The sequence below is a fragment of the Brevibacterium sp. 50QC2O2 genome, from assembly GCF_024580675.1.
GTDB classification, from domain to species: Bacteria; Actinomycetota; Actinomycetes; order Actinomycetales; family Brevibacteriaceae; genus Brevibacterium; species Brevibacterium moorei.
On record NZ_JANIJZ010000003.1, the window covers coordinates 260172 to 280305 of the forward strand.

Here is a 20134-nt window from a genome sequence, read left to right on the forward strand (position 1 = left end):
TTGCTGCGCCTGGCTCTCACCCCCCGGTGGCTGGGCTTTTTGGTGCTGGTGCTGGCCCTGTGCACGGTCTTCGTGGGACTGGCCGGCTGGCAGGCTTACCGTGCCGAGCACAAGAACGATGCGGTGGCGGCCCAGGGCATCGACGAGCTCAAGCCATTCAACGAGGTCATCGCTGCGCAGGTTCCCACTTCGGGCCTGCTGGCCCATCAACGGGTCGAGCTGAGGGGAAAGTTCCTGCCGGATGACCAGATCGTGGTCTCCGACCGCGCGGGCGATGAGGGCAAGTCCGGCTACTGGGTTGTGACCATGTTCGTCCCCGACGGCGCACGCATCGGGGCCGAGGCGAAGATCACCGGTGACGCCAAACTCCCGATCGCCATTCCGGTGGTCCGCGGCTGGACCGCGGACCTGGCCGCGGCGCGGGACTCGCGGGCGCCCGATAGCGCCGTCGAACTGCGCGCGCGCATCAATCCGATCGAGGCACCGACGGGCACGGACAAGTCCGAACCCGGTACCTACGGCAGCGTGTCGACCTCCGAGTTGGTCAACCTCTTCGACGTGTATTCGTATTCGGCCATGCTCATGGTCGATGCCGATCAGCAGGCGAAGGTCGCCGGAGGCGAACTGGGCCACGTGTCGATCGGGGCCAAGGACACCGGCGGATTCGACCTGCAGTCGGGCGTCTACACCCTCGAATGGCTGTTCTTCGCCGGCTTCGCCCTCTACATGTGGTACTCGCTGTTGCGTGACGCCTATCAGAACAAACAGGGGATCGGCCTGCCCGATATGTCCGAGGCCCGGGCCGCCGGCGTCGAATACGTCATCGTCAAGGGCGCCGGAGAACACGAGCTGCGCACCACGGCGACTCCCGTCCCGGTTCCCACGCCAGAACACACACTCAAACCCACCGATGCACAAACGAAGGATGAACCCCGTGGCCGCTGACCCGATGGATGCCAGGCCTGATTTCGACGAGAACAACGTCTGGACGATCAAACGCTTCACCTCCGCCCGCAATGCCCTGCGCTTCTACCGGGTGATGGCGATCATCACCGGCATCATGCTGTTGGCCCTGACGGTTGAGATGATCGTGAAATACGTCGTCTTCCCGCTGGCCGGGCTGTCCGGCGAGGCTCTGGCGATCGGCGGCTTCGACCTGGGTGCGGCCATCGCGATCTGCCATGGCTGGTGCTATGTCGTCTACCTCATCTCCTGCTTCTGGCTCAATCAGCAGATGCGCTGGTCGATCGGCCGTCTGCTCCTGTTGGCCCTGGCCGGCGTGATTCCCGTCATGTCCTTCATCCTGGAGCGCAAGACCAGCCACCGGGTGGCGCGTGAACTCGACGCCGCAGTGGTCGTCGCCCCCGTTCAGGGCTGAGATAGAAGACGGATAGGATAGACGTCATGACTGAAAACTCCACTCCCGAAACGGGGACCGCAGCGCGCCCCGTGCTCGTCGTGGACTTCGGGGCGCAGTACGCGCAGCTGATCGCACGGCGCGTGCGTGAAGCGGGACTGTATTCGGAACTCATTCCGTCGACGGCCTCGGCCGCCCAGTTCGCCAAGCGCAATCCTGTGGCCATCGTGCTCTCCGGCGGACCGTCGTCGGTGTACGAGGCCGGGGCCCCGCAGCTCGACGCAGCGGTCTTCGACCTGGACGTGCCCATGTTCGGCATCTGCTATGGCTTCCAGGTCATGGCGAATGCCCTGGGCGGCTCCGTGGCGAAGACCGGCAACCGCGAATACGGCTCCACACCGCTCGAGGTCAGCGCCTCGGGCACCCTGCTCGACGGGCAGCCGGCCGCGCAGACCGTGTGGATGAGCCACGGCGATTCCGTCGCCCAGGCGCCCGCCGGCTTCGACGTGCTGGCCTCGACCCCGGACACCCCGGTGGCCGCGTTCGAATGCGCGGCGAAGAACCTGGCCGGCGTGCAGTGGCACCCGGAGGTGCTGCACAGCGAATACGGCCAGAAGGTCCTGGAGAACTTCCTGTACAACGTCGCGGGCCTGACCCCGGACTGGACCTCTGGTTCGGTCATCGACGAACAGGTCGCCCGGATCCGCGAACAGGTGGGCGACAAGCAGGTCATCTGTGGCCTGTCCGGCGGTGTCGACTCCGCCGTGGCCGCTGCCCTGGTGCACAGGGCGATCGGCGATCAGCTGACCTGCATCTTCGTCGACCACGGTTTGCTGCGCAAGGACGAACGCCGTCAGGTGGAGGAGGACTACGTCCAGTCCACCGGTGTGCGCCTGGTGACCGTCGACGACTCCGATGTGTTCCTCAAGGAACTCGAGGGTGTGTCCGATCCGGAGACCAAGCGCAAGACGATCGGCCGCGAATTCATCCGGTCCTTCGAACGCGCCGCGGCCAAGCTGCTGGCGGAATCGGTGGAGACCGGAACCGGCCAGCCGATCGAGTTCCTGGTCCAGGGCACCCTGTACCCGGACGTGGTCGAGTCCGGTGGCGGCACCGGTACTGCGAACATCAAGAGCCACCACAATGTGGGCGGTCTGCCCGACGATGTGGAGTTCAAGCTCATCGAGCCCCTGCGCGCCCTGTTCAAGGACGAGGTCCGCGCGATCGGCCGCGAATTGGGCCTGCCCGAGGTCATCGTGGGCCGTCAGCCCTTCCCCGGCCCCGGCCTGGCGATCCGCATCGTGGGCTCCGTGGACGAACACCGGCTGTCGATCCTGCGCGAGGCCGACGCGATCGTGCGCGAGGAACTGACCGCCGCCGGCCTGGACGATGAGATCTGGCAGTGCCCCGTGGTGCTGCTGGCCGACGTCCACTCGGTTGGTGTGCAGGGCGATGGTCGCACCTATGGTCACCCGATCGTGCTGCGCCCGGTCTCCAGTGAGGACGCCATGACGGCCGACTGGACCCGCGTGCCCTACGATGTGCTCTCCAAGATCTCCAACCGCATCACCAATGAGGTCGACGAGATCAACCGCGTGGTCTTGGACATCACCTCCAAGCCCCCGGGCACGATCGAATGGGAGTGATCCCCGGGGCGTGAGGTGCGGGCGTTGCAGTCCCACCCACCCCTGCGAAGAGCAGTCGTTTTGGTCTGAGAATTCTGTAGAGACTCAGACCGAAACGACTGCTCTTTTTCGTGGGGCCGGGCCCGGTCGCAGGAACTGTGCCCGGCCACCCTGTGTGCGGCTGCGCCCGGCCCGGGCGCGCGTGGTTTGCATTCCGCGGGCGCCTGAGCCACACTGAACAGTGTTCACTTGAACGGTGTTCAACCATCCCCTCGAAGGAGTCCCCATGACTGCTGCAGGTGTCGCCCCGCGCACCGCACGCGAATCCGCCGGCACCGGCATCGCCCTGATCGCCGTGTTCGCCGCCCTGGTCGCCGCCAGCGGATTCGTTCCCGCGATTCCCCTGAGCGTCGGCGTGCCGATCACCATCCAGACCCTGGTCGTGCTGCTGGCCGGGCTGTGCCTGGGCCCGACCCGCGGCCTGCTGGCGGTGCTGCTCTACCTGGTCCTGGCCACCGTCGGCCTGCCGATCCTGTCCGGCGGACGCGGTGGCCCCGCCTGGCTCGCCGGCCCCAGTGCCGGATATCTCATCGCCTTCCCCCTGGCCGCCTGGCTGGCCGGCTTCGCCGCGAACTTCGCCCTGCGGAGGTTCACCGCGGGCAAGCGGTTCGGCGTGCTGCTGGCGGGCGCCCTGGTCGCCGGCTGGATCACCACGCGGACTCTGGGCATCGCCGGGATGATGCTCAATGCGCACCTGCCCCTGGGCGCGGCCTTCACCGCCGACCTGGCCTTCTGGCCCGGCGATGCGCTTAAAACGGTGGCGGCCGTGGCCGTCGCCCTGGCCATCCACCGCGCCTTCCCACGGCTGTTGGCCCGCCGCTGATGCGCGGACACGAAGCCCTCAAGCGCGGACGCGAGCACGGGGACCGGAGCATCCGCTTCGACCGGGTCGGCGTTGTCTCCCCGGACGTGACCGAGGCCGGGCCCGTGATCCGGACGATCCTTGACGATATCGACCTGGAGCTGACGGCCGACTTCACCACCGTCGTCGGCCAGAACGGATCTGGCAAGTCCACGCTGCTCCAGCTGTGCAACGGCCTGGTGCGCCCGGACACGGGCCGGGTCCTGGTCGACGGCCTCGATGCCGAACGCCAAGTCAAAGAGGTGCGGCGGCGCGTGGGCTTCGTGTTCACCGACCCCGCTACCCAACTGGTCATGCCCACCGTCATCGAGGACGTGGAACTCTCCCTCAAACGCAGCGTCAAGCGCCGGGCCGAACGCCATGAGCGCGCCATGGAGGTGCTCGCCGGCCTCGGCCTTGACGACCTGGCCGGGCGCAGCGTCTATGAGCTCTCCGGTGGACAGCGGCAACTGGTCGCCCTGGCCAGTGTCTTGGCGGTCGACCCCGCGGTACTGATCCTTGACGAGCCGACTACGCTGCTGGACCTGGTCAACGAACGGCTGCTGCTCGACACCGTGGAAGGCCTGCTGGCCAGGGGTGTGCGGGTGATCGCCACGACCCACAATCTGGACTTCGCCCGCCGTGCCGATGAGGCGGTACACGTGGCCGACGGACGGATCGCCGCGCACGGGCCCGCCGCCGAGGTGGTGGCCGGCTATGTGGATTCCGTCACCCGGGACGTCGCCCGGATCCGCGAGGAGCGGGGCCGGTGAGGCGGCGTCCGGAGTTTCTGGGTGGCTATGTGCAGCGTCGGGGCTGGCTGCACGCCATCCCCACCCTGGCCATGCTGGGGATCGTGTTCGCCCTGAGCATCGTCGTGATGATCCTGCGCGATCCCGTGGTCAACGTGGGGCTGGCGGTGGTCGTGGTCGCCTGTGGGCTCAGCGCCCGGCTGCCGTTGTCGCGTCTGTTGGCGCCGCTGAGTCGGGTCTGGTTGCTGTTGGTGGCCCTGGTCGCCGTGCAATTGATCTTCCAGGGCTGGTACGTCGGCCTCCAGGTCGCCACGACCCTGCTCACCTGCCTGTTGGCGGGCGGTCTGCTGTTGCTGACGAACACGATCGCGGAACTGCTGGCGGCCTTCACCGTGCTGGCCCGGCCCCTGCGCCTGGTGGGCGTGAACCCGGAGCGGGTCGCCCTGGCCGCCGCCCTGATGGTGCGCAGCATCCCGTATTTGGCGGATCTGTTCGCGATGACCGGCCGGGCGGCGGCCGCCCGCGGTCTCGAGGGCGATATCCGTGCCCGCACCGTGCCGGTCTTCCTGCGCAGCGTCCAGTACGCCTATGACACCGGCCGGGCACTGGATGCGCGCGGGCTGGTCGACTGAACCGAGCCGGGCGGGCACGTCCTCGGATCCGGGTAGACTGGTGCGGCTGACAATTTCGGATGTGGGCCGGCCACCGGCCCGCGCCCAGAGGAGGACGGGCATGGGCGACTGGCTGCTGTTGGGCGGGTTACTGCTCCTCGGCCTGGCCGTGGTCCTGTTGCTCGTCGTGAGCATCCTGCGCTACAACCAGTTGAGTATGGCACGCGGCCTGGCGGCGGAATCCGGCCGCCAACTGAGCGCGGCGATCCGGGAACGACGCGACCTGCTGCCGCTCTTCCTCACCGTCGTCGACCAGGCGGGGGTTTCGGTGGCCGAATTGCGCGCGGCCCAGGCCGGGGCCGATGAAGCGGAACTGAGCCGGGCGATCGAACGCGCCCACACCCGGGTTCTGACCGGCGGTGCAGACGCCTGGCGGGTCGACGACCTGTACTCCCAACTGGTGCGCTACGAGATCCGCATCGCCTCGGCCATGCGCTACCGCCAACACAATGTCGACGCCTACCGGGCGATGCGGGCCCGGCCCTCGGCCGGCCCGGTGCGCTGGCTGTTCCGCCCCTGTCCCGGCGCCTCGCCGGGGTTGCAAGGACGACAGGGGGCGGCGGAGGTGCCGCGGGCGCCGGAGGAAGGGGAACGGTATGTCTGAGCCCAACGGGGGCACCGAGGAGACCGGGCGCCTCCGCGTGGATCTGGGCTACCGCGGAACGGACTTCCACGGTTGGGCCACTCAGCCGGGCCTGCGCACTGTACAGGGCGAACTCGAGGCGGCGCTCGCCCTGATCCTGCGCCGGCCGGTCCGGGTCACGGTGGCCGGGCGCACGGATGCCGGGGTGCACGCCCGGCGGCAGACCATCCACCTGGACCTGGTGCCGGGTGAGGCGCGGCGGCTGGTCGGCAGCCGCGCCGAGCGGACTCCCGCCGAAGGCCTCTTGGCCCGACTGCGCGGGGTGCTGCGCGCCAGGGACGCCCGCGATATCGTCATCCACTCCGCCGCCGAAGTCCCCTCGAGCTTCGACGCCCGGTTCGCCGCGATCTGGCGGTCGTATACGTATCGCCTGGCCGATGAGGACAGTTTCCTCGATCCGCTGCTGGTACCGTGCACCACCGTGGTGCGCGGTCGGCTGGACGCTGCGGCGATGGCCTCGGCGGCAGGCGAACTCCTCGGCCTGCACGACTTCCTGCCGTTCTGCAAGCCCCGTCCCGATGCCACCACGATCCGCACCCTGCGCGGCCTCGAGGTCGGCAGGGACGCCTCTGGTGTCATCGTCACCCGGCTGCGCGCCGACGCGTTCTGCCACCACATGGTCCGCGCGCTGATCGGGGGACTGGTCAGGGTCGGTTCGGGAGCCTGGCCCGTCACCCGCCCGGCCGAACTCCTGGCTCTGGCCGAGGCGGGGGTCCCGGCCGGCGAGCCCATGTACGTGATGGAGCCGCACGGGTTGGTGCTCGAAGCCGTCGGGTATCCGGAGGAATCGGCGTGGGCGGCGCAGGGGGAGCGGGCCAGGGCCAAACGGCGGCTGGACTGATTCCGGTCGGATTCCGGTATAGGATGCCTGAGTGTATCCGCAAGGTTCACTGATGCCTTCCCGACCCTGAGCCTCTCAAAAGGAGCAGCATGCGTAAATATTCGGGCGTCCTCGCGGGTGCCGCCACGCTGGGACTTCTCTCCCTGCCATTGACGGCCCTGCCCGTCCAGGCCGACGCACCCGCCGGAACCAAGGTCCAACTGCTCAACATCACCGACTTCCACGGCCGCATCGCCGAAGCCGGCCACGGCGTGGCATCGGTCATTGAGGAGGAGCGGGCCAAGGCCAAGGACCGGGGAATCCCCACCATGGCGCTGTCGGCCGGTGACAACATCGGAGCCTCGACCTACGCCTCGTCGTCGCAGAAGGACGAACCGACGCTGAGTGTGTTGGACACGATCGGCCTGGACGCCTCTGCCGTGGGCAACCACGAATTCGATCGCGGATACGCGGACCTGCGGGACCGGGTCGACTCATCGGCGAACTTCCCCTACCTGGGCGCGAACGTGTACAAGAAGGGCACCAAGGACGTCGCCGACGGACTCGAACCCTATAAACTCATCGACCTGGTCAACCCGGCCGGCGGTAAGCCGATCCGGGTTGCGGTGATCGGCGCTGTCACCCGGGACACCGCGAACATGGTCAGTCCTGCTGGCATCTCCGACATCGAATTCGGCGATGTCACCGATGCGGTGAACACGGCGGCCAAGGACCTCGAGGCGCTGCCGGCGGGGGAGAAGCCCGACGTCACCGTCGTCGAGGCGCACACCGGACCGTCCGAGACAGAGGATCTCGACTCGGCCAAGGCCTCGAACGCGGAGTTCCGCAAGCTGATGGACGATGCGGACGATTCCGTCGACGCCTTCTTCATCGGCCACACTCACCTGCCGGTCGACCTGCACAACGGCGACCGCCCCGTGATCCAGGCCAAGAAGTACGGCGAGGCCGTGGGCCAGGCCGTGCTCGAATCGACCGGCGACGGCAGCTGGAAGATCGACTCCCAGGGGTTGATCGACGCAGTCGACTCCGAGGGGAAACAGCACGACTACGACTCGGAGGTCGTCGGCAAGGTCGACGATATCGTCGACCGCGCGGTGACGAAGTCCAAGGAGATCGGCTCCGAGGTCGCGGGCACGATCGATGCGGACATCACCAGGGCCTTCAAGAACGGTTCGGAGGACCGGGGCGGCGAATCCACCCTGGGCAACCTGGTGGCCGACGCCCTGGACGAGGGGACCGCGGACTCCCCGCTGAAGGACTCCGACTTCGCAATCACGAATCCCGGCGGGCTGCGTACTGACCTGAAGGTCGACGATATCTTCAACAAGGAAGCCCCCGGCGAGGTCACCGTCGCCGAACTCAACCAGGTCCTGCCGTTTGCCAACGACCACGGAGTCGTGACGATGAAGGGCAAGGACGTCAAGGGGCTGTTCGAGGAACAGTGGCAACCAGACGGGGCCAGTCGTCCCTTCCTGCATCTGGGCATCTCGAAGCAGCTGCACGTCGTCTACGACTCCAAGGCGAAGTCGGGTGAGCACGTCAAGCAGGTGCTCGTCAATGGGAAGCCGATCAAGGACGACAAGGAGTACCGGGTCGCGACCCTGTCCTTCCTGGCGGCCGGCGGTGACAACTTCACCTCGTTCACCAAGGGCGGGTTCGAACAGTCCGGCCTGACCGACTTCGACGTATGGCAGACCTACTTCGAGAAGCGCGCGGAGAAGAAGCAGCAGATCAGTCCGGACAAGCACGAACGCCAGGCCGACAACGCGCTGAGCGTGTTGGATTCCGGGGACCTCAAGGTCGCCCTGGGCCTGCCGGACGGCGCCACGGACATCCGCGTCGAGCGCGGGGGCAGCGCCAATGCGGCCCTGCACCTTCAGGCGCAGAAGGACATCAAGGGCCCGTTCACGTTGCAGCTGAATCTGCCCAAGGGTGTTACCGCCACGATCGACGACGATGCCGCGAAGAAGTCGCTGACGGCCGACGACTCCGCTCTGCGCGTGGCGCAGATCCCGGAGGGCAAGACCGACGTCCCGGTGACCCTGCACGCTGCCGATGATGCGCAGACCGGGCAGCAGACCGTGACCGGTCGGTTCCAGGCCGATCCCGCAGCGGCCTGGTGGGACGACAACCCGCTCCCACTGCCGGCTTCGGGGAAGGTTGAGGTCAGCGTGGTCGACGCTGCCGGCACCGGTCCCAGCTCCTCGCCGAGCTCTTCGCCCAGCGAGAAGCCGACGCAGCCGGGCTCGGAGCCCACGGACGGGTCGGGTGACGAGCCCAGCGCACAGCCCAGCGCCACCTCGGCCTCGGGCGGATCCGCCGACGCCGATGGAAACGGTGGAAACGACGATGGATCGAACGACGAGGCCGGAGATCTGCCGATGACCGGTGCGCAGATCGGCCTGGCCGCGGGCGCGGGCGCAGTACTCCTGGCCGTCGGTGCCGCCGCTGTGCTGATCGGTCGGCGCAAGGCCACACGGCACTGAGCGTTCGACGTGAATCACATGGGCCGGGCCCGGTATCGCACTTGCGGTGCCGGGCCCGGCCCATGTAGAGTTGAGAGTCGTTGCGTACGTTCAACATCATGCCTAAGAGCCGAATTCGCGTTGCAGGTGTAGGTGCAGGTGTCAGGCGTACAACGCGTAAGCACGGGCTGCCGTTACACGAAGATCACGACATAAGTGTTCCGACGGCCTACCGAAAGTAAACGAGAAGAAGGCTACTTTTGCGTACCTACACCCAAAAGCCCGGCGATGTTCAGCGCCAGTGGCACGTCATCGACGCCACCGACGTCGTCCTCGGCCGCCTCGCATCGCAGGCCGCCCGCCTGCTGCGCGGCAAGCACAAGGTGACTTTTACCCCGAACGTCGACTCGGGTGATTCCGTGATCATCATCAACGCCGACAAGGTCGCTCTGACCGGCAACAAGCTGATTCAGAAGCGCGCCTACCGCCACTCGAACTACCCGGGTGGTCTGAAGAGCGTCAACTACGCGGAACTTCTCTCGAAGTCCCCGGAGCGCGCTGTGGAGAAGGCCATTGCGGGCATGCTGCCCAAGGGCCGTCTGGGCCGCGCCCAGATCAAGAACCTGAAGGTCTACGCGGGTGAACAGCACCCGCACGCCGCTCAGAACCCGCAGCCGTACGAGATCAGCCAGGTCGCGCAGTAAAGCGCCGGGCAGAACAGAAACCGAGGAGAACCGTGGCTGACATCATCGAAGAAGTCGAACTGAACGAATATCACACCGAGACCCCGGCCGGCGCCGGACTCGGTCAGGAAGTGGCGGGTGGCCGTGGCCAGTCGCTGACCGCTCCGGGTTCCGGCGTGGGCCGTCGCAAGCAGGCCATCGCCCGCGTGCGCCTGGTGCCCGGCACCGGCGAATGGACCATCAACGGCCGTGACCTGGAGACCTACTTCCCGAACAAGCTGCACCAGCAGCTGGTCAACGAGCCCTTCCGCCTGCTGGACCTGGAAGGCCGTTTCGACGTGCACGTGCGCATCAAGGGTGGTGGCCCCTCGGGCCAGGCCGGTGCCGTGCGCTTGGGCATCGCCCGGTCGCTGAACGAGATCGATCGTGAGAACAACCGCGCCGAACTGAAGAAGGCCGGATTCCTCACGCGCGACGCTCGCGTCCCGGAACGCAAGAAGGCCGGCCTGAAGAAGGCCCGCAAGGCTCCGCAGTTCTCGAAGCGCTGATCCTCAGCCTTCACTGCGCGTCTTACGCTTCGGCCCCGTCTGGATTTCTCCAGGCGGGGCCGAAGCGTTTTGTGTCTGGTGGTTGGGATGCCTCCGGCCTCTAACCCGGCCTTGTCGGCGGTACTCGCCGGGTGGGTGCAGGTGGGGTGGGGTGCCCGCGCCTTTTCAGTGGTACCACTTGCATTCGGTGGCACCGGATGCGCGCGCATCTGGTGCCACCCAGCGCGTTTGCTGCCACCGAAGCAGACAGTCGTTACTCGGCAAACATCGGAAACCAGTTTCGAATAAACCCTTCCCTTCATGAGTGAGCTGCGCTACACTTGAGGTAGGTCAGGAAACTCGAATCGGACAGTGAAGTCCCCTTCGGTTTTACGGCTCGTCTTCCCCGACACGGTCACACCACGCGTGCGCTGAATACTCAGTGCGGCTTATGACAGCAACGTCCGGACCCGGTTTCGGTCCGGTACAGGAGGAGGGGAGGGGTCATGACTATCGATTCCACCCTCCCGCGCGCTGGTTCCCCCGATGATGACAAGAACCCCGAGGCCTTCGCCCGCCCGGCGGACCCCTTTTTGACTTCTGAAGATTGGGAGCGTTTGCAGGAGATTGCTCCGGAACTCGTTCACGCCAGTGAGTCACTCGCTGGTCTGGGTGTCGGTGTGGGTACGGATCCCAGTCTCGATGCTTCCGACCTGCTCCTGGTGCTCAAGGGAATCGAACACCTCACCCGGGTAACCACCTCGACGGAAGCCGTCGTGGTGGCGCGGGCCGAATACGAGGTCCCGACTGCCGATTATGGTGCGAAGACTCTTCCGGCTCTGTTGACTCGCCTGTTGAGGATTGATGGGGCGGCCGCGAGGCGGCGGGTGCGGTTCGCCCGCGCGATCGGTGCCGGCCGGTCTCTAACGGGTGCGCGCCTGGAACCGGCCTACCCCCATGTTGCCCTCGCCCTGGCGGACGGGGGTGTGTCGGTGGATCAGGCGCAGGCGGTGATCCGGGAGATCGAGAAGATCCCCACCCAAGTGCGACACGTCCATCACGCCACGGCCGAGAGACTGTTGGTTCAGACGGTGCCGAGTGTTGATGTGGACCAGGTTCGTGTGCTGGGTTCTCGGATTCGGGCCTATCTGGATCCTGATGGGCGTTTTGCGGAGGTTCCGCCGTTGGTTGATGAGTTTCATGTGACCGTGACTCCGCGAAGGAATGGTGCGTGGAATCTCACGGGCCTGTTGGATCCGGTGACGGGTGGGAAGTTGCATGGACTCTTGACGAATCGGCAGGAACCCGGACAGGACACGACTGAAGTGAACTCCGGGGAGGCTCAGCGAGTCGGCACCGGTGTGCCCGACGGTGCGGAATCCGTTACAGCTGATGTGCCGCCCGGTGATCTGCCACCTCAGGATCCACCGGCTAGCGCGGTGACGGTTGATGGGCAGCCTACGACGAAAGCGGATCATCCGTTTGGGTATCGGGAGCGGCCCGATGGTGCCAGGCGTCATGACATGTTCGCGACCTTGATTGATCGGGCTGCGGGTTCGGGTCCGCAGGGTGCGGGGATGGCCCTGGTGGTCACGGCGACTGCTGAAGAGTATGCGCAGGGGAAGGCGGAGGTCGAATCCACTGCCGGTCCCATCCAGATCAAAGATCTGGAGTCACTGTCTCCGGGCGCGCTCGTGTATTTCCAGGCCCACCAGCCGGGTACCCGGGAAGTCACTGTCAGGAGTGCGGGCAGGTTTGCTACGCGGCGGCAGGTTGAGTTGATTGCGGCCAGGGATCGGGGGTGTACGTTCCCGGGGTGTGATATGCCGGTGGGGTGGTGCGATGCCCACCATATGATCCCCTGGTCCTCTGGTGGACCCACGACGGTGGCGAATCTGACCTTGGCGTGCCGGTTCCATCACACGTGGCATGACCAGCATGGGTGGAGGGCCGAGTTGATTGGTGGTTTGCCGGCGTGGATTCCACCCCGGCATGTTGATATCGACCAGCGGCCCCTATTCCATTCCCGGTTCACTGCGGCTCTGGTGGATGTGAGTGCTGCGCGGAACGCTGCGGGTTTGCCGCCGGTGTGGGTGCCGGAGGATTTCTCCCCACCTGACTGGGACACAGCATCAGACCTGAGCGACCCACCCGATCCACCAGACTCACTGAACTCCTCAGGACTATCCAGTACTCTGGGCACCGACCCTCCAGGTCCCGTCGCGCCGTGGGGCACTCATGGTTCCTACGCCTCGGATGCGGACACCGACCCCGATGATACCGACGTCCCACCCTTCTGAAACACGGGAAGAGCGCCCCGGTCGGACACGCTTCCCACACCCTCAAACCCGTAGGATCTCAGTTCGTGCCGGGCGGCCAGCGGTGCGGCTCCCGTGAGTCAGAGGCGCTGAAGGCTCGGCGCCTCTTTGGGAGTGACGGCCAGAGCGAACAGGCTCAGGCACAGGTAGAAGGAGCCCAACAGCCAGAACGGCCAGGTGACGATGGACAGGTTGGAAAGCCCCATTCCCATGATCACCAGTCCCAGCAGACCGGTGAGCAGGATTCCGATGGGCAGGCCCCAGGGCCGTACATCGCAGGCGACGGCCAAACCCACAGCCAGCAGGACCAGGCATATGAGCCCGGTCTCCACGACCTCGCCGATCGTCGAAGACCCGTCCATCATCGACACCAAGCCGATTGCAGGCAGGCCGATGAGGATTCCGCCCGCAATTCGCCCGGTGATCCGGATGCCGCGGCTGGAGTCCAGTGGCTTGGACGATAGAAGGTTCGCCACAGACCCGCTGACGGCCAGGAAGGCGAACGCGAGCAGCATAGCGGGCAGGGGAAGCCAGGCGTCGGCATCTGGCGCGGTCAGTGGGTACAGGGCGAATAAGCCCACAGTGCAGGCGAAGGCCATCCACGCACAGAGCTGGCGGATACGATTCGGGTGGCGCCCGGCGGGCAGGATGCACGGGAGCACGGCCACGATACCCGGGAACAGGGTGATCGCACCCGTTAAGAGGGGGTCACCGGTGAAACCCGTGTCGTCTGCTTCAGCCGTCATATTTGCGAAGACCGAAGTGATCAGCGCCGTGCCGGCGGTGATGAGGAGGGATCCTGTCAGTAGGCGGTTGTAGCCGACCGCGGAGAGCCCGTCGTGTGCAGGTGTGCTTCGGCCATCGCTTGGACTCGGGGACGTGGGTGGGCGGGCGACGGTGGGTGTTGACATGGCTGTCTCCTTATCCGGATGCGGAGTCAAGCGGGCGTGAAGTACTTGAACTGCAGGGCGCGCACGATCAGCTGGGCGGCGGTACCCGCATGCAGTTTCCGATGCAGCCGGCCGATGTGCGTGCGCACGGTGGCCGGTGACAGGAAGAGCTCAGTGGCGATCTGGGCCGGACCCATACCCTGGCAGACGCAGCTCAGGACGTCGAGTTCCCGCTCCGTCGGTGGGCTTTCAGGCAGGTCCGACTCCGGTAGATCCCCTGCAACCAGGATGTCGTGGGCCAGATAGGACATGGTGGGGATCTCATCGCCGGCCAGAATCTGGCGCAGAGTGCGGACGAGTTTGGGCGGGGGAGCGGTCTTGCGCACCGTCGCCCTGGCCCCGGCCTCCAGGGCGCGCGCCAGGCCGGGGCCCGGTGAAGAACTGGAGAGCACGACCACCAGTGCCCGGGGCCGGGCGGCGATGATCCGGGCGGTGGCCTCGATGCCGGAGATCCCACCGGGCATGGACAGATCCATCAGCACCAAATCGGGCGCGAACTCGGCTGCCAATGTCACGGCATCGGTGCCGGTGTTCGCTGTTCCCACGACTTCGAAATCGTCGGCCGCCTCCAGCGTGGCGCGAATTCCTAGCACGGCATAGGGATCGTCATCGACGATGATCACGGTGCTCATGCGATCATCCTATGGCCGGGTTGTAGGCGAAGCCCTGTGCCCAGCGGTACTCGCCTGTCAGACGACCCAGGCCGGGTATCTTGAGTTCGGACTCCAGATGCCCGTCGGTCCGGCTGAAGGTCTTGATCGTGGACTTCGACCCCTTGGAGGCCAAGACGAATATGTGATGGGGGCTGATGTCGAAGGAAGTGTCACCATCACTGCCCATGTCCGTGTCGACGTCGATGCTGTACAGCCGGTGGGTCCTGTCCGTGCTCATATCGGTCTCCCACATGATGCTGTCAGGGGCCAGCCACTGGAGCCGACCGTCTGCGTAGGTGTGCTTGTTGTAATGTGAGCGGTCCAAGTAGTCGAGAGTGGGGAGGGGGAATCGGGAGCCGTCTTCGGCAACGAGTCGTGCGTCCGACCTCTGTCCGGTTTCCACATTCCATGTTCGAGCCGTTCCGTGGTGGTCTCGTGCATCTGTTTCGGGAAAGTCGGCCAATGTGTAGATGGTGTTTTCATGGCATGGTGACTGCAGGAGTCCGCCTTCGCTGACATCGTCATCCGGGGCATACGTCTTGATGATCTTCTCGTTCGTCTGATCCTTTTCCACTACTGTGGAAAAAGCGATCGGACTCCCCACTTCCGGGTCGTGACCTTCGGCAAATGACTCGCCGACTCCGTACATGGCATCGCCACAGATGCTGTTCGTGAAGTACAAGCCGTCTGCTCTGCCCCGGGCGAAAGTGGATGAAGACCGGAATTCGGCGATCATGCTGTAATGACCGTCGTCCTCCCAACCCTCGTTGTACAGCGACAGGATGGACTGTCCGTCGTCGCTGAAACCGGTGGACTCCAAGAGCTCGGGTTTCTTGTTTTTCGACACCTGCATCTGCGGTGTCAAGGAGAAGTCCTGGTCACGGTCGGACATATAGAGGCCGGACGAATTCCACAATGGCGTCCCGCGGTCCATCGGACTCGTGCGTATAGCCCTTATATGTCCCTGTTCGTCGATGAGGGTCAGATAAGAGGTATTGGTGCCCGGTCCTCGGTCCATGCTCCGGTTCGGCGGGCTGATGAACACGGAGTAGACGTCCCCTGTATCAAGGTGCAGAGCTTCCCGATCGACGATGTCGAAATGGCGGCTGGGGATCATCGTGCACCCGGTGAGGCTGAGGATGCTGGTAGCCAAAGCCAGATTGACGACGGTGGTGCGCATGGGTTGGTACTCCTTGATTCTCAAAGGGGCCGGCGCCGGGAGTGGGTACGGCTTCCGGCCTGTGGCTCCAACCTATGTCGGGTTCAGCGGCCACCGTATACGCTGAATGGCGTACATTCTTCTCAGCGCCCATTTCAGCGCCCCTCCTTTCCAAACAGTGCCCTTCCCATCACAGGAGAGTCCCCGCATGCACATGCGCGCGATGCTGCGCGGCAGCCGTTTCATCGATCCCTATGCGCGCAGCCTGCTGATCGGCTACGGCCTGTACCTGTCGGCGGTGGCCCTTCCCGAACTGCTCGGCGGACTGCATGGGGCGCTGGACTTCGCCGCTGGCCTGCTGGTCTGCCTCGCCGGCTTCGCTCCCGGCGTTTCTCTGGTAGGGCTGCTTGCTCTGGCCACGGTGGTCACCGCGGTCTTCGAACCCAGTGTCGTCTCCTATGACATTCCGGTGGCGGCTGCGATCGCCATGCTCATGTCCTACGGCCGGGTCCGGAGCGCGGTCCTGGGCGCGTTCACCTTCGCAGGACTCGCACTTGTCACCGCCGTCGGTCCTGCGGGGGACCTGACGTGGCAGGGCGTGCTCTATATGAGCGCGGACGTGATCCTCCTGGGCGGGCTGGGTCTGGCCTCGCATATGGCCGAGGGTCGTATTCAGTTCCTCATCGCGAAATCCGCAGCCGAGGCGGTCCTGGCCGAACGCGAACGGCAGAAACAGCGGGAGCGCTTCGCCATCGACGCCCACGACACCGTGTCCCACGGGCTGACCGCCGAGTACTTCATGATCACCTCTTTGCTCGCCGAGGCCGAGGATCCGCAACAGCGTGAACGCCTGGCTCAGCTGACACTGCACAACCGCGGTACCCAACAGCGGCTGCGCGAACTGTTGGCCGGCCTGGGCTCGACCCCCGTGGCCGTCGACCGTCCCCTGCACGAGGTGCTCGAGACGACGATCGACGACCTCGAGGCGACCTTCTACGCCGCCGGCCGCCCGCTGGAAATCCATACGGACATCGACCGGGACTCGAGCCGGACCCGGATCACCCCCGACCTGGCGGCGGACCTGAACTTCTTCATCATCGAACTGGCCACGAACATCCTCAAACACGCAGGTCCCGCACCCGTCCCCGCACTGTTCGTCGAGACCCGAGCCGGCCGGCTGGGACTGCGCACCCGCAACAGTCTGCGTGCGGCCTCGGCCGGGGCAGCGGAGGTCAAAAGCCTGCGCGCCCGCGCCGACGTACGCGGTGCCGAACTGTGCGCGCGAGTGGATTCCGGGGTACTCACCGTCGACCTCGCGGTGCCCTTGCCTCAATCTGGGAACGCGGTGGGCACTCCACTGGTTGTGAACGGATAAACTTGTTCCGGATTGGCAGGGGACCGTACGTGTGCGAAGTAGCGGTCCCGCAGAAGCGTGGAGAGAAGTGGACATGGGCAGGCTATTCGGAACCGATGGAGTGCGGGGACTGGCGAACCGCGACGTGACGGCGCGCCTGGCGCTGCAGCTGGGAGTCGCCGGCGCCCGCGTGCTGGGCAAGCCGGAGGACCGCGCGGCGGGTCAGAAGAAGCCCTTCGCGATCGTCGGGCGAGATACCCGGATCAGCGGCGACTTCCTGTCCTCGGCGATCGCCGCTGGCATCGCCTCGACCGGGGTCGACGTGCGCGACGCCGGAGTCATCCCGACCCCCGGTGTGGCCCAAGCGGTCAAGGCCACCGGCGCGGCCTTCGGCGTGGTGCTCTCGGCCAGCCACAACCCGATGCCCGACAACGGCATCAAGTTCTTCGCCTTCGGCGGAACCAAACTCGACGATGCGGTCGAGGACCAGATCCTCGAACTGCTCGACGCCGAATGGGACCGCCCCACCGGCGCCGCGGTGGGCCGTATCTCCCGCTACCCTGCGGCCAGCGATAACTTCACCGAGCACCTGGTGTCCGGCGTGGGCGTCATCCCCGGCGCTGGCGACGTAGCCGACCAGCTGCCCCTGGCAGGACTCAAGGTCGTCATCGACTGCGCCAACGGCGCTTCGTCCGTGGTGGGGCCCGCTGCACTGCGCCAGGCCGGGGCCGAGGTCGTCGTGATCGGCGCGGAGCCCAATGGCGAGAACATCAACGACGGGGTCGGATCGACCCACATCGAGCATCTGCAGCAGGCCGTCGTCGAACACCAGGCCGACGCCGGCGTGGCCTTCGACGGCGACGCGGACCGTTGCCTGGCCGTCGACGCCGTGGGCCGCGAGGTCAACGGTGACCAGGTCATGGGCATCCTGGCCCTGGCCCTGCACGAAGAGGGCAAGCTCGCCCAGGACACCCTGGTGACCACGGTGATGAGCAATCTGGGCCTGCGCCTGGCAATGGAGAAGCACGGCATCAAGACCGTGCAGACCGCGGTGGGCGACCGCTATGTGCTCGAGGAGATGCTGGCCTCGGGCTACAACCTGGGCGGTGAACAGTCCGGCCACGTGCTCATGCTCGACCACGGCACCACCGGTGACGGCGTGCAGACCGCGCTGCACCTGCTGCACCGCGTGGCGACCTCGAAGCGGACCCTGGCGGATCTGGCAGCGCAGATCCCCAAGCTGCCGCAGACGCTGATCAATGTGCGCGGGGTCGACAAGGCCCGCACCGATGATGCGGAACTGGCCGTGGAGATCGCCGCGGTCGAGGCCGAACTCGGCGACACCGGTCGCGTGCTGCTGCGTGCCTCCGGCACCGAACCGGTCATCCGCGTGATGGTCGAGGCGAAGACCGCCGAGGTCGCCCGCGCCCAGGCCGAACGCCTGGCAGGTCACGTCGAACGCCTGCTGGCACTGTGATCGCGAGGACACAGTGAACGCCGGCAAGAGCAGCGCTGGAACCGAACTGGCGCTGCGCTCCGGACTGACCTCCGGCGGTCTGACCGCCGGTGTCACGATCATCTGGTGGATCGTCCTGCTGTGCCTGCGCGCTGCCGGCGGCCTGCCGGTGTTCTGGCAGAATATGGCATCCCTGGCCTGGTCCATGCTGGTCCTGGGGGCGCTGGCCACCGTGATCAACTACGTCGTCGGCTTCACCCGGGGCCGGATCCACTTTCCGGGTACTGGGGTGAACGGGCAGGGTCGGACCGCCGGGGGATCGGTGGGCGCCTGGCGCTGGCTGACCGCGGCCTTCCTGGCACTGACCGCCCCCATCATCGTCTACGTGCTGGTGTCCTTCTGGCTGAACTCCGCGATGACGATCGCCCTGTGCCTGCTGTTCATCTGCGTGCCCGCGGCCCTGGCCTTCGTCGCGGTCTCCCGCACCACCGTGCGCTGAGGGCCCGGGGCCGGGCCTTGGGGGTTCTCTCAGCCTCCGCGTTCCGTTAGCAGTCACTTCGGTCTGTTGCCCCCTCCATGGGCAGGCGATTTGGTCTGCTCTCGGGGTGTTTCTTCGGACCAAATCGCCTGCGAATCGTGGAGACACCTGACCAACGTGACTGCTCATCGAGAAGCTGTGCTGCCTCGGTTGTCGGTGTTGCTGCGTCACTGCGCTGTGGATGACCGTTTGACCGAAGCGTCGTTGGTCTGGGGATGATTCTCTTCCGTCCACAGGCGCGGCATACGCGCTTGGATGGTCGGTGGCAGTGAACTGTACTGAGCGTATGAAGAATATTTCGGGCCCCGCCGCATTCACTCACAAGCAGGCGCGAACTGCAGGCGCCAGCAAGTACAGCCTGCTGAAAGCGCCTCGGCGAACCAGACGGTTCCAAGGAGTACATCGGGCGTCCGACCGACTCCAAGAGGTGGAGGCTCCGGACTGGTTCGACGAATCCTGGCTCAACCTGTTCGACAGAGCATTCGAACTGAGCACGGCTCGCCCCGATGCGGTCTTCTGCGCAGTAACTGCGGCCCGGCTCCTGGGATGGGTTCTGCCGAAGGACCTGGAAGACGGCCCACTTCACGTCGTCGGTCCTAATCACGGCAATAGAATCCGTCGGCCAGGGGTTGTTTCTCATCAGTACTCGCGGATCGTTCCAGTCGACTACTGCGGTCTGTTGGTCAACGCGCCGGTCCTGGTCCTCCTCGAACTGACACCGGTCCTAACCGAGTCCCAACTCCTGACCCTGCTGGAATGCGATATCGGGCCATGGCGGGGCAAGCCCCATCTAGACCTGCACCTGGTGATGGAGCAAGCCCGGTCGGCGGTCAAATTGCGTGGTCGTTCGAAGCTGTTGCGGGCTCTGGGCCGGGTGCGCCCCGGTGTCGCCTCGCCACCCGAATCCAGGTTCCGACAGTGGTTGGTCAAACAAGGCTTGCCCGAACCGGACGTCGCATGCAGCGTAGTGCTTGGCGGTGTGGAGTACCATCCGGATCTCAGCTACCCACACCTGAAGATTGCGATCGAGTACGAAGGCGATCATCACCGAACCGATCGTGGACAGTGGAATGCCGACATCGCCAGAGAGCGGGTCTTCCACGACGCGGGGTGGGAGTACATTCGGGTCACCCGGGACATGGATTGGTTCGCAATCGCAGAGCTCATCAGTGCGAAGATCGCCGAACGCTCAGTCCGCTGACTCGGCTCCTGCCGCCCCTGCCCGCCACGGATCCAAGGTT

19 protein-coding genes are annotated in these 20134 nt (G+C 65.8%); 16 read left to right on the forward strand and 3 right to left on the reverse strand.

Annotated elements, in window-relative coordinates; all coding sequences use genetic code 11:
• The 12 genes from NQ038_RS04280 (at position 1) to NQ038_RS04335 (ending at position 12765) form a co-directional block, all read left to right on the forward strand.
• Positions 1-945, forward strand: coding sequence for an SURF1 family protein (locus NQ038_RS04280; RefSeq protein ID WP_257061899.1), 945 nt, complete (start codon positions 1-3; stop codon positions 943-945).
• Positions 926-1378 (forward strand): DUF3817 domain-containing protein, encoded by a 453-nt coding sequence (locus NQ038_RS04285; RefSeq protein WP_373456777.1) that lies wholly within the window; start codon positions 926-928, stop codon positions 1376-1378. Before NQ038_RS04280 ends, NQ038_RS04285 begins: the two co-directional genes overlap by 20 nt.
• 26 nt (positions 1379-1404) lie before the next feature.
• Positions 1405-3003 (forward strand): glutamine-hydrolyzing GMP synthase, encoded by a 1599-nt coding sequence (gene guaA / locus NQ038_RS04290; RefSeq protein WP_257046968.1) that lies wholly within the window; start codon positions 1405-1407, stop codon positions 3001-3003.
• A 265-nt stretch (positions 3004-3268) separates the two neighbouring features.
• Positions 3269-3865, forward strand: coding sequence for a biotin transporter BioY (locus tag NQ038_RS04295; protein ID WP_257061901.1), 597 nt, complete (start codon positions 3269-3271; stop codon positions 3863-3865).
• Positions 3865-4656 carry an energy-coupling factor ABC transporter ATP-binding protein gene (locus NQ038_RS04300; RefSeq protein WP_257061902.1) on the forward strand — a complete coding sequence of 264 codons (792 nt, stop codon included), beginning with the start codon at positions 3865-3867 and terminating at the stop codon, positions 4654-4656. Before NQ038_RS04295 ends, NQ038_RS04300 begins: the two co-directional genes overlap by 1 nt.
• A complete protein-coding gene (locus NQ038_RS04305) occupies positions 4653-5267 on the forward strand; it encodes a CbiQ family ECF transporter T component (protein WP_257061903.1) in 615 nt (204 codons plus the stop codon). The genes NQ038_RS04300 and NQ038_RS04305 overlap by 4 nt, the downstream gene beginning before the upstream one ends.
• A 100-nt stretch (positions 5268-5367) precedes the next feature.
• A complete protein-coding gene (locus NQ038_RS04310) occupies positions 5368-5910 on the forward strand; it encodes a hypothetical protein (RefSeq protein ID WP_257057209.1) in 543 nt (180 codons plus the stop codon).
• Positions 5903-6790, forward strand: coding sequence for a tRNA pseudouridine(38-40) synthase TruA (truA, locus tag NQ038_RS04315; RefSeq protein ID WP_257061904.1), 888 nt, complete (start codon positions 5903-5905; stop codon positions 6788-6790). Before NQ038_RS04310 ends, truA begins: the two co-directional genes overlap by 8 nt.
• 89 nt (positions 6791-6879) lie before the next feature.
• Positions 6880-9276, forward strand: a complete 2397-nt coding sequence (locus NQ038_RS04320) for a bifunctional UDP-sugar hydrolase/5'-nucleotidase (protein ID WP_257057206.1) — start codon at positions 6880-6882, stop codon at positions 9274-9276.
• Positions 9277-9515: 239 nt separating this feature from the next.
• Positions 9516-9959, forward strand: a complete 444-nt coding sequence (gene rplM / locus NQ038_RS04325; protein WP_257046976.1) for a 50S ribosomal protein L13 — start codon at positions 9516-9518, stop codon at positions 9957-9959.
• 32 nt (positions 9960-9991) lie between these two features.
• The gene (rpsI, locus tag NQ038_RS04330) at positions 9992-10486 is read left to right on the forward strand and encodes a 30S ribosomal protein S9 (protein ID WP_257046977.1); all 495 of its coding nucleotides are present in this window, start codon (positions 9992-9994) and stop codon (positions 10484-10486) included.
• A 485-nt stretch (positions 10487-10971) separates the two neighbouring features.
• Positions 10972-12765, forward strand: a complete 1794-nt coding sequence (locus NQ038_RS04335; protein ID WP_257061905.1) for an HNH endonuclease signature motif containing protein — start codon at positions 10972-10974, stop codon at positions 12763-12765.
• A gap of 98 nt (positions 12766-12863) precedes the next feature.
• On the opposite strand, the gene NQ038_RS04340 is transcribed toward NQ038_RS04335, so the two are convergent.
• Genes NQ038_RS04340 through NQ038_RS04350 form a run of 3 tightly spaced genes read right to left on the reverse strand, consistent with a single transcriptional unit; the run spans position 12864 to position 15566 of the window.
• Positions 12864-13694, reverse strand: a complete 831-nt coding sequence (locus NQ038_RS04340; protein WP_257046979.1) for a hypothetical protein — start codon at positions 13692-13694, stop codon at positions 12864-12866.
• A 26-nt stretch (positions 13695-13720) separates the two neighbouring features.
• Complete coding sequence (locus NQ038_RS04345) at positions 13721-14365, reverse strand: response regulator transcription factor (protein ID WP_257046980.1); 645 nt, start codon at positions 14363-14365, stop codon at positions 13721-13723.
• A 4-nt stretch (positions 14366-14369) separates the two neighbouring features.
• Positions 14370-15566, reverse strand: a complete 1197-nt coding sequence (locus NQ038_RS04350; RefSeq protein ID WP_257046981.1) for a hypothetical protein — start codon at positions 15564-15566, stop codon at positions 14370-14372.
• A 187-nt stretch (positions 15567-15753) separates the two neighbouring features.
• On the opposite strand from NQ038_RS04350, the gene NQ038_RS04355 reads away from it, so the two are divergent.
• The 4 genes from NQ038_RS04355 to NQ038_RS04370 all read left to right on the forward strand — a co-directional run bounded on the left by NQ038_RS04355 (position 15754) and on the right by NQ038_RS04370 (position 20094).
• Positions 15754-16920, forward strand: coding sequence for a histidine kinase (locus tag NQ038_RS04355; RefSeq protein ID WP_257061906.1), 1167 nt, complete (start codon positions 15754-15756; stop codon positions 16918-16920).
• 73 nt (positions 16921-16993) lie between these two features.
• Positions 16994-18376: a phosphoglucosamine mutase gene (gene glmM, locus NQ038_RS04360; protein WP_257061907.1), complete on the forward strand. Its 1383-nt coding sequence runs from the start codon at positions 16994-16996 to the stop codon at positions 18374-18376.
• A gap of 13 nt (positions 18377-18389) precedes the next feature.
• The gene (locus NQ038_RS04365; protein ID WP_257061909.1) at positions 18390-18854 is read left to right on the forward strand and encodes a hypothetical protein; all 465 of its coding nucleotides are present in this window, start codon (positions 18390-18392) and stop codon (positions 18852-18854) included.
• A 466-nt stretch (positions 18855-19320) separates the two neighbouring features.
• Entirely contained in the window at positions 19321-20094 is a 774-nt protein-coding gene (locus tag NQ038_RS04370; RefSeq protein ID WP_257061910.1) for a hypothetical protein, read from the forward strand.
• The last annotated feature ends 40 nt before the right edge of the window (positions 20095-20134 follow it).

Coding starts and splice junctions, on each gene's coding strand:
- NQ038_RS04285 (WP_373456777.1), top strand. CDS start 926: ATGAACCCCGTGGCCGCTGACCCGATGGATGCCAGGCCTGATTTCGAC.
- guaA (WP_257046968.1), top strand. CDS start 1,405: ATGACTGAAAACTCCACTCCCGAAACGGGGACCGCAGCGCGCCCCGTG.
- NQ038_RS04295 (WP_257061901.1), top strand. CDS start 3,269: ATGACTGCTGCAGGTGTCGCCCCGCGCACCGCACGCGAATCCGCCGGC.
- NQ038_RS04300 (WP_257061902.1), top strand. CDS start 3,865: ATGCGCGGACACGAAGCCCTCAAGCGCGGACGCGAGCACGGGGACCGG.
- NQ038_RS04310 (WP_257057209.1), top strand. CDS start 5,368: ATGGGCGACTGGCTGCTGTTGGGCGGGTTACTGCTCCTCGGCCTGGCC.
- truA (WP_257061904.1), top strand. CDS start 5,903: ATGTCTGAGCCCAACGGGGGCACCGAGGAGACCGGGCGCCTCCGCGTG.
- NQ038_RS04320 (WP_257057206.1), top strand. CDS start 6,880: ATGCGTAAATATTCGGGCGTCCTCGCGGGTGCCGCCACGCTGGGACTT.
- NQ038_RS04335 (WP_257061905.1), top strand. CDS start 10,972: ATGACTATCGATTCCACCCTCCCGCGCGCTGGTTCCCCCGATGATGAC.
- NQ038_RS04340 (WP_257046979.1), bottom strand. CDS start 13,694: ATGTCAACACCCACCGTCGCCCGCCCACCCACGTCCCCGAGTCCAAGC.
- NQ038_RS04345 (WP_257046980.1), bottom strand. CDS start 14,365: ATGAGCACCGTGATCATCGTCGATGACGATCCCTATGCCGTGCTAGGA.
- NQ038_RS04350 (WP_257046981.1), bottom strand. CDS start 15,566: ATGCGCACCACCGTCGTCAATCTGGCTTTGGCTACCAGCATCCTCAGC.
- NQ038_RS04355 (WP_257061906.1), top strand. CDS start 15,754: ATGCACATGCGCGCGATGCTGCGCGGCAGCCGTTTCATCGATCCCTAT.
- glmM (WP_257061907.1), top strand. CDS start 16,994: ATGGGCAGGCTATTCGGAACCGATGGAGTGCGGGGACTGGCGAACCGC.